Here is a 12,217-nt window from a genome sequence, read left to right on the forward strand (position 1 = left end):
CGCCTCCCGTCACGGTCGCGTCAGCGATCCGTCGTCACCAGGCGTAGTCCTCCGGGGAGGTCTCGTGCCCCGGGAAGATCTCGTCGAGGCGGGCGAGCGCCGCGTCGTCGAGGTGGATGTCCACGGCGCGGACCGCGGACTCCCACTGCTCCATGGTCCGCGGGCCGGTGATCGGTGCGGTCACGCCCGGCTGGTGCAGCAGCCACGCCAGGGCGAGCTCTCCCGGGGTGTGACCGAGCTCCTTCGCGAAGGACTCGTAGGCGGTGAGCTGGTCGCGGTGCCCCTCCACGTACTCGGCGCTGCGGCCGGACAGCCGACGCGAGCCGTTCTCCGTCTTCTCGATCACGCCGCCGAGCAGGCCTCCCTGGAGCGGCGACCAGGGGATGACGCCGAGGCCGTACTCCCGGGCGGCCGGCAGGACCTCGCGCTCGATGTCGCGCACCACGAGGTTGTAGATCGACTGCTCGCTGACCAGGCCGAGCGTGTGACGGCGCGCCGCGGCCTCCTGCGCCTGGGCGATGTGCCAGCCGGCGAAGTTCGAGGACCCGACGTACAGCGCCTTGCCCTGCTGCACCGCGACGTCGATGGCCTGCCAGATCTCGTCCCACGGCGTCGCCCGGTCGACGTGGTGGAACTGGTAGAGGTCCACGTGGTCGGTCTGCAGCCGGCGGAGGCTCGCGTCCAATGCCTGCCGGATGTTGTACGCGCTGAGCTTGCCGCCGTTCGGCCAGTCGATCATGTCGCCGTAGACCTTGGTCGCCAGCACGGTCTTCTCGCGCCGACCGCCGCCCTTGGCGAACCAGCGGCCGATGATCTCCTCGGTGGCGCCCTTGCCCACCGAGCCGCCGTAGCCGTTCGCCGTGTCGAAGAAGTTCACGCCGAGCTCGTGCGCCCGGTCCATGATCGCGTGCGAGTCGTCCTCGCTCGTCTCCGGTCCGAAGTTCATGGTCCCGAGCACTGCTCGTGAGACCGACAGCCCTGTCCGTCCGAGGTGTGTGTAGTCCATGCGGCCGGTCTACGCGCTCGGGGGTGGCGGTGACAGGCCCTGCCGGTACCGGCCTCGAGGTCGGTCGTCCGCCCGGTCGGTTCCGGCCGCGGGGTCGGTCGTCCGCCCGGTCGGTTCCGGGCCTCGGGGATTCTCGATGCGCGGTCGCATGCCGAGGCGGGCATGAGCGGCACGGACGGGGGAGTAGCGTGCCCTCTCGTGAACACCGCAGCTCTCCGTGGCAGCCGGATCCTCGGGTTCGGCCACCACCAGCCATCACGCGTCCTGACGAACGACGAGCTGTCGACCATGGTCGACACGAACGACGAGTGGATCCGCACGAGGACCGGCATCGAGACCCGGCACATCGCCGGACCGGACGACACGGTGACGTCGATGGCGATCGAGGCGGCACGGAACGCCCTCGCCGACGCCGGCGTCGAGCCCTCCCGCGTCGGGCTCGTCATCGTGGCCTCGACCACCCACCGCGACCGGGCCCCGTACACCGCCGGACGTGTGGCTGCGGCACTCGGACTCTCGCCGACCGCCGCGCCGATCGACATCAACACCGCGTGCAGCGGGTTCGAGTACGGCGTCGCGCTGGCCGATCAGGCGATCCGTGTCGGGTCGACCGACATCGCCGTGGTCGTCGGGTCCGAGGTGCTGTCCGGCATCGTCGACTGGACCGACCGCTCCACGTGCGTGCTCGTCGGGGACGGGGCTGGCGCGGCCGTGCTCGGGGTCTCCGACGACGCGCAGATCGGGCCGGTGTCGTGGGGGAGCGTGCCGCACCTCGAGGAGGCCGTGCTCGTCTCCGGCGACCCGGAGCGCTTCACACAGGAGGGGCGTTCGATCTACCGCTGGGCGATCACCGAGGCGGCCGACCACGCCCGTGCGGCGGTCGCGGCGGCAGGCCTCACGCTCGACGACATCGAGGTGTTCGCGTTCCACCAGGCGAACCTGCGGATCATCGAGCCCCTCGTCTCCGCGCTCGGCGGGGAGTCGAAGTACGTCGTGCGCGACGTCGTCGAGTCGGGCAACACCTCGGCTGCGAGCGTGCCGCTCGGCCTGTCGAAGGCCTGGGCGCGTGGGGACCTGCCGGAGGGCGTCCCGGCGCTGCTGTTCGGTTTCGGCGGTGGGTTCGCGCACGCCGGCCAGGTGGTGACGACGCCCGTGCGGGCACGCTGACCGCGGTCGGCTCAGTCGCCCGGCGGCCGCGTCGGGGTCTCGGCCCAGAGGTCCTCGCGGCCCGAGCGCCGGGTGATCGAACGCGGCTCCCGTGGGCCCTTCGCCTGCTTCGGGGCCTTCGGGGCCTTGGGCTCCTTGGGCTCCTTGGGCTCCTTGGGCTGCTTCGTCGCCTTCGGCTCGAGCACGACGGGGAAGTGCGCCGGCGGGAGACCGAACCCCGTGCGAGACGCCTGGACCACCTTCCGCCCGAGCGTGTGGTTGCCCAGACCGCCGACGGCAGCACCGATGCCGAACGGGAGTGCCCGCCCGACGATCGTCGTGCCCTGCCGGGCCGCGAACCGCTTGATGAACTGGTCGCGCACCTGGCCGCCGATCCCGTTCACGACCTGCTTCGGCAACGAGGACGTCACCATCTCGCCCCAGAACGCCGTCCGTACCTGCCCGCCGGCGATCTGCCCCGCGAGCTGGTTGATGAGCTGCGTGCCCGGGGTGCCGAGGATCATCGCCATCACGAGCATCCGAGCGCGCTCCGGGTCGTCGAGTGCGATGCCGTGCACCTCCGTCACCGACTGCGCGAAGAGGGCGGTCGTCTCCAGGAAACCGACCGTCTCCGCCCCGCTCAGACCGAGCGCCGCGGCCATGCCGACCCCCGGGATGACCGCGCTCGCGCCGACGGCCGCCCCGCCGGTCGTGACCGCTGTGAGGTACTGCCGTTCGAGGAGCTGGATGATCTGCGCCGGGCTCGCGTCCGGGTGCCGTCGCCGGAGTCCGTTCACGTGCGCGACCACCACGGGCCGCTGCACGCTGAGCACACGGTCGAGCATCTTCACCCAGCCGGTCGGCTGTTGGTCGGGGGTTCGTGCGTCGGGTTCGGTGGGGGTGGAGGCCACAGGCGCTGCCGGCATGGGCACGATCGCCTGGTCCTTCTGCTCTCGGGCCATGGCGACGACGGTACGCCGCTCGGGTGGGAGTCCGGTCGGGACGCACGGCCGCCGTCGGCGCCCGGTGCGGCGGTCGCAGACGCGATCCCAGACGCCGGCGCTCGGTGGTCACCGGCACGGCACACCCGCACGGACGAGCTTCACGCGGACACGCTCCGGGTCCATCAGGTCCGCCCAGGTCAGGCGGACGACGGTGCGCACCTCGGCGAAGGAGCGGACGAAGTCCTCCCGCTGCTTCTCCTTCCAGTGGGCATCGGCGGTGGAGCGGCCGGCGAGCATCGCGGGGTCCTCGTACTTGGCACGACCGTCCACCTCGACCACGACGCCCTGCGCCGAGAACCAGAAGTCGACGACGGCCGTCCGTTCACCGGGCCGGGCGAAGACGCGCTGCTGCACGGCCTCCGGTACTCCGAGCTGACGGAACCGGACGCGGCACACCGATTCCGCGGGCGAGCCCGACAGCGCCGACCCGAGCGCGATGGCCGTGCGCGCCTTGTCCTGTCCCTTGCGCGTGTGCTGGTCGAGCTCGTCCGCGAGCATCGCGGGCAGCACCTGCCGCCCGTGGAGCGCAGCGTCGATCATGGGCACCGCCGCGACGAGCGACGTGCAGCTCGCGACGTCGACCAGGGTGCGGACGAGGGGCGTCACGGGCGCGCCGCAGATCTCGATCGGCGTCGTCGGCGGCAGGCCCGACCACCGGCTCGGGAGGTCCGCACGAGGCTGCGCCGCATGGACGCGACGGAGCGCAGTCGTCTCGTTCCGGCTGCGGCGTGGGTCCGTGATGTCGACCCGGTCCGGCACCGCTCCCACGAACGGCAGTCCGTGCACGACCGCAGCGGAGCGGTGCGAGACGGCGGCGGGGTGCACGATGGTCGGTGCGGCGGCCCGGACGAGCAGCAGGTGCCGGTGCTCGTCCCCGAGGCCGTCGACGTGCTCGGGTCGCACGAGGACACCCGGCCGGAGGGCGATCAGCTCACCGCGGTGGACCCGACGTTGCAGCGCTCGGCGTTCGGCGCTCGGAAGACCACCGGTCCGGATGAGGGGGATCGCAACGGCTCGCTCGTACATGCCCTCACGATGCCCGGGCCGAGGTGACCCGGCGGCATCGGTGAGGCGATCTGTGGAGAGCGAGCCGCGCCTCCAGGCTGTGGAGGGCGAGTGCGTGCGCAAGGTGCGACGTCGTCGATGTCGTCCGACAGCGATCGTGTCGCTCGACGGCGTCTGCAACAGTTGCGCGTGCGGGGTAGCGACGATGTCGCTGTCGTACGACAGCGACATCGTCGTTTCGCGTCGGCAGACCGGCCGGCCCCACCCCCGACCGGCCCGACCGCCCCGCCCCCGCCCGCCTCAGCGCCGGGCGAGCTCCGCCCGCAGCGGCAGGTCCTGGTCCTCCAGGATGACCTGCGCCCCAGCGGCCGTCCGCGCGTTCACGACGATCGGCGCGAGCAGGTTGACGGTGGTGCCCGCGTCACCGGGGTTCGCGACGACGAGCAGCACGGCGTCGGCGGGGTCGGTCAGCTCCAGTGCCGCCGCCTGCTCGTCCGTCAGCTCCGGCGCGTAGTCCGGCAGGTGCACCGCGGCGTCGAGGAGGAACAGCCGGGCGTCGTCGCCCACGAGCGTGAACAGCCCGGCGGCGTCCTCGACCGCGGTGAGCGTGAAGCGGGACGCCGGGGACAGCCCGAACGGCGGGACGGCGAACGTCAGGTCGATGCTCATGACAGGTAGTCCATCAGGGTCGGCTGCAGGACCTTCGCGGTGACGGCGAGGGCTGCCTGGTAGTTGGTCTGCTGCACCTGCAGGTCGAGGACGGCCTTGCCGAGGTCCTTGTCCTCGATGCCGGCACGTCGGTTCTCGAGCGTGACGGTGGCCGTCTTCAACGCGTCCTGGGCGGACAGCGCCGCCGCGTGACGCACGCCGACGTCGGCCTGGACGCCGCGCACCGTGTTGATCGCCGCGTCCACCTCGTTGATCCGGGGGTTCGTGTTCACACCGTTCTGCAGGTCGCCGACGATGGAGTCGATCACGGCGAAGACGGACGAGGACCCGGAGCCGAAGACGTCGGTGCCGGAGGTGTCGACCCGCACCGTGGTGCCGTCGCCGATGCGTCGGGTGACGTCGGTGCCGGAGGGCGCCCAGCCGGTCGCCGGGTCGTACACCGTGGACGCGGTGGAGGAGCCCGCGAAGACGGAACGGGTCCCGTACGTCGTGTTCGCCCGCGACTCCAGCTCCGACTTCAGGGACTGGAACTGGGTGATGAACGCCTCGCGGTCGGTGTCGCTCATCGTGCCGCTGTTGGCGGCCTGCACGGTGAGGTCCCGCACGTTGTTGAGCACGGAGTAGACGCTCGAGAGCGCGCTGTCCGTCGTGGCGAGCCAGCCGACCGCATCGTTGGCGTTGCGGGTGTACTGCGCGGCGGCGGCCTGCTCCTTGCGGACCTGCATCGACGACATCGTGCCGACCGGGTCGTCCGACGGCCGCTGGATGTTCTTCAGCGTCGTCGCCTGCTCGGTGAGCTGGGCGACCTTCGCCGCACCGGCCTGCAGCCGCGCGGAGGCGGCCGCCATCGACATCTGGGTGGTCACACGGGTGATCACGGTCAGCCCCTCCCGACGAGTCCGACGCGGTTGATGATGGTGTCGAGCATCTCGTCGACGGCGGTGAGGACGCGTGCTGCGCCCTGGTAGGCGTGCTGGTAGCTCAACAGGTTCACGTTCTCCTCGTCCAGGTCCACCCCGGCGCTGGACTGCTGCTGGGTGCGTGCGTTGGTCATCGCGAGACCGGTCAGCGTCGACTCCGATGCGGCGGACCGGGAGGCGCTGCCCACCCCCGCCACGAACGTCGCCCACGCGCGGTCCGGGCCGTCGGACGCCGTACCGAGCCGTGAGAGCGCGTCGGTGAACGAGTCGTCCAGCTGCCCGGACGCGTTCCGCGTCGCCAGGCCGCTGCCGTCCGTCGGCACGACCGTCAGGCCCTGCGCGGCGGGGACGCCGGCGGTGAGTGCGAAGAACGGCGCGCCGGTCGCGCCCGTCGGGGTGGTCCCGGTCGCGTGCACGGCGTTCACGGCCGCCGCGAGCTTCGTCGCGACCTGGTCGTACGCCACCGACGCCTCGGCGAGTGCACCGCCGGTGCCGTTCGCGGTCGCGGGCGCGAGCAGCGAGAGGTTTCCGCCGATGGACCCGCCCGAGAGCGACACCGAACCGGCCGTGCCGGAGGTCCAGCTCAGCGTCACGGCAGCACCGTCGGCGAGCCGCTGGCCGCCGCCGAGCGCGACCTGGCGTGCGTCGGTGCCCTGCACGATGGCGTTGCCGCCGATGAGGACGTCGACCGTGCCGTCGGTGTTCTGCCGGACCGTGCCACCGGCGAGCGAGGCGATCTGCTCGGTGAGCTGGTCGCGCTGGTCCAGGAGCTCGTTCGCGTTCCCGCCCGAGGCGAGCGTGCTCCGGATCCGCCCGTTCAGGTCGGCGACCTGCGACGCGGTCTCGTTGAGCTGGCGCACCTGGCCCTCGACGGTGCCGCGGATGCTCGACCACTGCGCGTCGATCGCCTTCGATCCCGTCGCGAGCGCACTCGCGACGGTCTTCGCGGCGCCGAGGACCGCACTGGCGGCACCCGGGTCGTCGGGGTGGCTGGACAGCTCGCTCCACGACGACCAGAACGCGTCGAGCTTCGTGGCGAGGCCGTCGTCGCCCGGCTCGGCGAGCCCCGTCTCGAGGGCGGAGAGCGCGGTGGCCCTGGTGTCCGCGTACGCCGAGGAGCCGACGGCGGCACGGACTCCGGCGTCCAGCGTGAGGGACGCCAGCCGGGCGATGCCGTCGACGGACACGCCCTGCCCGGCGAGGGCTGCCGTGCCGCGCACGAACCCGGTCTGCGCAGCGGGGATCGACGTCTGCGTGACGCGCTGCCGGGTGTAGCCCGTCGTGCCGGCGTTGGCGATGTTCTGCCCGGTCACGTCGATGCCGGCGCGGGCTGCGGCCAGGCCGGAGTAGGCGGTGGCGAGGGATCCGAACGTACTGACCACGGCCTACAGGGTCCCCTCGAACAGTCGTGCGCCGTCCGTGCCGGTGCCCGAGCTGCCGGTGGCGTCGTAGGTCGCGGCCCCGGCCACGGAGCCGGCGAGCGTCTCCTCGGTCGCCTGGGCAGCGGTGCGGAGGAAGCGGTCGTTCTCGTCGCGGAGCGCGCCGATCTGGGTGGTCAGCTCCACCATGGCGGTGAGGTGCGCGGCGAGGATCTCGCCCCACGGGCCGCTGGGTGCCGCGGCGACGACCTCACGCAGGGGTGCGTCGGCGGGGACGCCCCACTCCTCGGCGACCTCGGCACTCGACGCGGCGCGCTCGAGCCCAGTGCTCCGGAGTCGTTCCAGGACCTGCTCGACCTCACGGCTGGCGTGGGACACCCAGCGGGAGCGTCCGGCTGCGAGCAGCAGCTGTTCCTCCTCGAGCTTGAAGGTGAGCAGCTCGAGCAGTTCGCGTTCGCGCCAGAGCACGGCGGACAGTTCGTTCACGCTCATCAGCTCCTCCGGTCGGGGTGTCGGTCATCCTGCGGACACCGGGAGCTATCGGGCGCCCTGACCGGCACGTAAGCGGCGCGTCGGGAGGTGCGTCCCGTGGACAACGGCGATCGATCGCGCAACGGCCCCGTGTGGGGGACAAGAACGCTCGTTCCCCGGTCGGAGTCCCCCCAAATGCCGACGCTCGACGCGCCCTGTCACCCCCGCACTGGGGACGGTTGTGTACCCGTACAGGCCGTTGTCAGCCGATACATTCGAACCGCACCGCGGGGGACACCCCGCACCGTGTCGCAGGGACGCGGACGTGCACCACCCGGAGGGAACCGGGTGGGTCTTCGGCGTACTCCACCGGCCTCCCGAGGCCGGTGTCCGCCGCGCCCAGGGACGGGTCACTCATGTCAGGCGACCAGGGGATCAGCATGGACCGGAACGACCGCAACGCGATGATCGTGGAGCACCTGCCGCTCGTGGGCTACATCGTCGCCGACGTCCGTGCCCGTGCCACCCACCTCGACCGCGACGAGCTCGCCGCCGTCGGGTCCCTCGCGCTCGTGGCGGCGGCGGACGCGTTCGACCCCGACCTCGGCGTCCCCTTCGGCGCCTACGCGCGCACCCGGATCACCGGCGCGATCGCCGACGACATGCGCTCGGCCGACTGGGCCTCCCGCGGCACGCGGAAGCGCATCCGCGAGACCCTCGCCACGCAGGAGGCGCTCTCCGCCCGGCTCGGCCGGAGCGTGGGCGTGCAGGAGGTCGCGGACGCGATGGGCGTCGACCGTCAGACCGCCGCCGACGCCATGAGCGACGCCGCCCGCACGGTGGGTCCCCTCGACGAGACCGTGCACGACACCCTCGTCGCCGACGTGCCGCTCCCGGGCGAGGACCTGCTCGAGGCCGAGAAGCGTCGGTACCTCCGCGCCGCAGTGGAAGCGCTCCCGGAGCGCATGCGGTTCGTCGTCGAGAGCGTGTACTTCGGCGACCGCTCGGTGACCGAGGTCGCCGCCGAACTCGGGATCACGCACTCCGCGGTGTCACAGCAGCGCTCGGAGGCGATGCGCCTGCTCCGCGACGGGCTCGCCGCGCACTACGGCGACGATGGGGTCGCCGCCGAGCCGACCTCGAGGACGACCGCCGCTCGTCGGAGCGCCTACCTGGCACGCGTCGCCGCGAACGCCGCAGCGGGCGTCGCCCGGGCCGTCCACGACGCCGCCGGCAACCCGGCCGTGGCGGCCGGCTAGACGTCGGCGGGGAAAAACCTCGCCGATCACCTAACGGCTCCGGCCAACCGGTCGAGAGTCCACGATGTCAGCCCACGGACGGGCCGACGCACGACCCAGATTCACGGAGGAAACCACCATGGGTATGTCCATCAACACCAACCTCTCGGCACTCAACACGTACCGGAACCTCAACTCGACGCAGAACGACCTGTCGAAGTCCCTCGAGAAGCTCTCGAGCGGCCTCCGCATCAACCGTGCTGCCGACGACGCGGCCGGTCTGTCGATCTCCGAGGGGCTGAAGTCCCAGGTCGGTGGCCTCACGGTCGCCGCCCGCAACGCACAGGACGGCATCTCCGTCGTGCAGACCGCTGAAGGTGGCCTCACCGAGACCCACTCGATCCTCCAGCGCATGCGTGACCTCGCCGTGCAGGCCGGCAACGACTCGAACAACGCGGACTCCCGCACGGCGATCTCCACCGAGGTCACCGAGCTGTCCAAGGAGCTCACCCGCATCTCCCAGTCGACCAACTTCAACGGCATCAACCTGCTCGACGGCTCGGCCGGCACCGCAGGCGTCCTGAAGTTCCAGGTCGGCGCCAACGGCGATGCGGCGAGCCAGATCGACGTCGACCTGTCGGGCGCGAACGTCAGCACCGTGGCGACCGCCGTCACCGGGCTCGACTTCACGACCGCCGCCGGTGCCCAGTCGGCGATCACCGCGATCGACGCGCAGATCAAGAACGTGTCGACGGCTCGTTCGAACATCGGTGCCATCCAGAACCGCTTCGACCACGCCATCAACGTGACGAACGTGGCCAAGGAGAACCTCACCGCTGCGTCCTCGCGCATCACCGACGTCGACATGGCGGAGGAGATGGTCAAGTACACGCGCGACAACATCCTCAGCCAGGCCGGCACCTCGATGCTCGCCCAGGCGAACCAGAGCACGCAGGGTGTGCTCTCGCTCCTGCGCTAGCACTCCCGACGCCGTCGTCCGGGATCGCCCAGGCATCCCGGGCGGCGGCGTCACCCGCATCCGACCTCCACCCCGAAACGGCAGGGAGCCCCCGATGTCCACGTCGTCCGTTTCGTCGGCGAGCAGCCTCGCGATCGACGGGCTCGTCAGCGGCCTCAAGACCACCGACCTCATCAACTCGCTGATGAGCGTCGAGGCCGTCCCGCAGACGCTCCTCAAGAACAAGCTCACCACCACCAACTCGTTCATCTCGTCACTGCAGACGATCAACGGGCTGGTGCAGACCCTCGCCTCGAAGGCGAAGGACGCGGCGAAGGCGACCTCGCTCGACGTCTTCAGCGCGACCAGTTCGTCGCCTGGCGTCACCGCCGTCACGGGCGCGAACGCGAGCGCCGGCTCCATCAGCTTCACGGTGGGCTCGACCGCGTCCGCCCAGGTGGGCGTGACCGCCGCGATGTCCACGTGGTCGGCGGCGGCCCAGCCCGTCACGCTCGTCAGTGCCGACGGCACGAAGACGACCGTCACGCCGGCCTCCGGCTCCCTCGACGACACCGTGTCGGCCATCAACAAGTCCGGCGCCGGTGTCACCGCCACGAAGGTCGCCGCCGGCACCGACGCCGACGGCACGAAGCTCTACCGTCTGCAGCTCACGTCGACGAAGACCGGGGCCGCCGGCGCGTTCCAGGTGTACCGCGGGACGGCGGACGAGGTCACGGCGGGCACGGCGACGAACGTCCTCACCGAGGTCGGCGCCGCGGTCGTGACCCAGGCCAAGGACGCCAGTGTCACGCTGTGGGCGGGGACGGCCGCAGCCCAGACCGTCACGAGCGCGACGAACACCTTCACCGACCTCGTCCCCGGACTGAGCGTCACGGTGTCGCAGCCCACCACCGACCCGGTGACGCTCACGGTCGCGCAGGACACCAGCAAGGCGCAGGCCGTCGCCTCCGGACTCGTCGACGCGATGAACGCCGTCGCCGCGTACTACACGTCGAACACCTCGGTCACGAGCACGACGAGCGCGACCGACGGCACGACCACCACGACCGCCGGCGTGCTCATGGGCGACGCCACCACACGCGACGTGGTGCAGCGGCTGTCGAGCACGATGTCCGCACCGGTGAACGGCAAGTCGCCGTCGTCGATCGGGATCGTGATCACGAAGGACGGCGACTTCAGCTTCGACGCCGACGCGTTCCAGAAGGCCCTCGCCGCCGACCCCCAGGGCACGCAGGCGATCCTGTCCGGTGTCGCCGCGAACGTCGGGGCGACCGCCACCGCAGCGTCCGACAAGTACGACGGCTCCATCACCACGTCGATCACCGGGCAGCAGGCCGTCGCGAAGGACCTCAACACCCAGATCGACAGCTGGACCGACCGCCTCACCGCCCGCCGCGCAGCGCTCCAGACGCAGTACGCGGCCCTCGAGACCAGCCTCAGCAAGCTCCAGTCCCAGTCGAGCTGGCTCGCCAGCCAGCTCGCCTCGAGCTCGAGCTGACGGGAACCCCGATGAACGCCTTCGACCTGCAGTCCGCCGCCTTCCGCCAGGCCGCACAGCCGCGCACCGTGACCGACCAGCGCCGCGCCCAGTACACGAACGAGGCCGTCCTCTCCGCGACGCCCGCGCAGCTGGTCACGATGCTGTACGACCGGCTCCTGCTCGACCTCCACCGCGCCGAGGCCGCGCAGACCGGTGCCGACTGGGACGCCGCCCGCGAGCAGCTCCTGCACGCCCAGGCGATCGTCGGGGAGCTGTCCTCGACGCTCCGCATCGACGTGTGGGACGGCGGTGAGGGGCTCCTCGCCATCTACAACTACGCGTCCACGTCGCTCATCACGGCGAACGTGCACCGCGACGTGCAGGCGACGCGGGACTGCATCAGGATCCTCGAACCGTTGCGGCAGTCCTGGCACGACGCAGCCGCCGCGCTCCCGGCGACCACCGCCGAGCGGCCGACGGGTGGAGCCCTCGGTGTCGCCTGAGCCGGACGACCACTCCGCCTGGGAGGTGCTGCTCGACGCCCTCGAACGCGACGCGACCGGAGACACCGGGGCCACGTGGGCCGAGCCGACCGGGCTGGGACCGGTGCCGCGGGAGCTGGTGGGTCGTGCCTCCCGGATCCTGGCGGCGCAGCGGGACCGCATCGCCGTGCTCGAGGCCGAGCGCCGCTCGACGGCGGAGCACCTCGGTGCGCTGCGCTCGGTCGCGGCGACGCGCGAGCCGCGGGGGGCCGTGTACCTCGACGCTTCCGCCTGACGGGCTCGCTGCCGACTCGCAACGACATCACCGACGTCGTACGACAGCGACTTCGTCGTTCCGTCCGTCCGCGATGGCGGGAGCGTGCACGGGGCGACATCGCCGTTGTCGCACGACAGCGGTCTTGTCGCACGCGTGTCGGC

Annotated in this window: 13 protein-coding genes; 6 read left to right on the forward strand and 7 right to left on the reverse strand. The window is 71.7% G+C overall.

Features of this window, described 5'->3' with window-relative positions; all coding sequences use genetic code 11:
- Window positions 1-34: 34 nt before the first annotated feature.
- Window positions 35-1,006 carry an aldo/keto reductase gene (locus tag ACTJKO_RS11355; RefSeq protein WP_440688705.1) on the reverse strand — a complete coding sequence of 324 codons (972 nt, stop codon included), beginning with the start codon at window positions 1,004-1,006 and terminating at the stop codon, window positions 35-37.
- 198 nt (window positions 1,007-1,204) lie between these two features.
- On the opposite strand from ACTJKO_RS11355, the gene ACTJKO_RS11360 reads away from it, so the two are divergent.
- Complete coding sequence (locus ACTJKO_RS11360; protein WP_440688707.1) at window positions 1,205-2,173, forward strand: beta-ketoacyl-ACP synthase 3; 969 nt, start codon at window positions 1,205-1,207, stop codon at window positions 2,171-2,173.
- Between the two features lie 11 nt (window positions 2,174-2,184).
- Here ACTJKO_RS11360 and ACTJKO_RS11365 read toward each other — a convergent pair whose 3' ends face one another.
- The 6 genes from ACTJKO_RS11365 to ACTJKO_RS11390 form a co-directional block, all read right to left on the reverse strand.
- Window positions 2,185-3,114: a hypothetical protein gene (locus ACTJKO_RS11365; protein ID WP_440688709.1), complete on the reverse strand. Its 930-nt coding sequence runs from the start codon at window positions 3,112-3,114 to the stop codon at window positions 2,185-2,187.
- A gap of 108 nt (window positions 3,115-3,222) precedes the next feature.
- Entirely contained in the window at window positions 3,223-4,182 is a 960-nt protein-coding gene (locus ACTJKO_RS11370) for a hypothetical protein (RefSeq protein WP_440688711.1), read from the reverse strand.
- A 279-nt stretch (window positions 4,183-4,461) separates the two neighbouring features.
- The gene (gene fliW, locus ACTJKO_RS11375) at window positions 4,462-4,830 is read right to left on the reverse strand and encodes a flagellar assembly protein FliW (protein WP_440688713.1); all 369 of its coding nucleotides are present in this window, start codon (window positions 4,828-4,830) and stop codon (window positions 4,462-4,464) included.
- Window positions 4,827-5,708, reverse strand: coding sequence for a flagellar hook-associated protein FlgL (gene flgL / locus ACTJKO_RS11380; protein WP_440688715.1), 882 nt, complete (start codon window positions 5,706-5,708; stop codon window positions 4,827-4,829). Before flgL ends, fliW begins: the two co-directional genes overlap by 4 nt.
- Before the next feature lie 2 nt (window positions 5,709-5,710).
- Window positions 5,711-7,132 carry a flagellar hook-associated protein FlgK gene (gene flgK / locus ACTJKO_RS11385; protein WP_440688717.1) on the reverse strand — a complete coding sequence of 474 codons (1,422 nt, stop codon included), beginning with the start codon at window positions 7,130-7,132 and terminating at the stop codon, window positions 5,711-5,713.
- 3 nt (window positions 7,133-7,135) lie between these two features.
- Window positions 7,136-7,621, reverse strand: coding sequence for a flagellar protein FlgN (locus tag ACTJKO_RS11390; protein ID WP_440688719.1), 486 nt, complete (start codon window positions 7,619-7,621; stop codon window positions 7,136-7,138).
- Between the two features lie 395 nt (window positions 7,622-8,016).
- Here ACTJKO_RS11390 and ACTJKO_RS11395 point away from each other — a divergent pair, with 395 nt between their 5' ends.
- From ACTJKO_RS11395 to ACTJKO_RS11415, 5 genes are all read left to right on the forward strand, one after another.
- Complete coding sequence (locus tag ACTJKO_RS11395) at window positions 8,017-8,859, forward strand: sigma-70 family RNA polymerase sigma factor (RefSeq protein ID WP_440688721.1); 843 nt, start codon at window positions 8,017-8,019, stop codon at window positions 8,857-8,859.
- A gap of 118 nt (window positions 8,860-8,977) precedes the next feature.
- Entirely contained in the window at window positions 8,978-9,817 is an 840-nt protein-coding gene (locus ACTJKO_RS11400; RefSeq protein WP_440688723.1) for a flagellin N-terminal helical domain-containing protein, read from the forward strand.
- 94 nt (window positions 9,818-9,911) lie between these two features.
- Window positions 9,912-11,315, forward strand: coding sequence for a flagellar filament capping protein FliD (gene fliD, locus ACTJKO_RS11405; protein WP_440688725.1), 1,404 nt, complete (start codon window positions 9,912-9,914; stop codon window positions 11,313-11,315).
- 11 nt (window positions 11,316-11,326) lie between these two features.
- Complete coding sequence (locus ACTJKO_RS11410) at window positions 11,327-11,800, forward strand: flagellar export chaperone FliS (protein WP_440688727.1); 474 nt, start codon at window positions 11,327-11,329, stop codon at window positions 11,798-11,800.
- Window positions 11,790-12,074: a hypothetical protein gene (locus tag ACTJKO_RS11415; RefSeq protein WP_440688729.1), complete on the forward strand. Its 285-nt coding sequence runs from the start codon at window positions 11,790-11,792 to the stop codon at window positions 12,072-12,074. Before ACTJKO_RS11410 ends, ACTJKO_RS11415 begins: the two co-directional genes overlap by 11 nt.
- The last annotated feature ends 143 nt before the right edge of the window (window positions 12,075-12,217 follow it).

Origin of the sequence: Curtobacterium sp. 22159 (assembly GCF_052045775.1) — a bacterium.
Taxonomy (GTDB): Bacteria; Actinomycetota; Actinomycetes; order Actinomycetales; family Microbacteriaceae; genus Curtobacterium.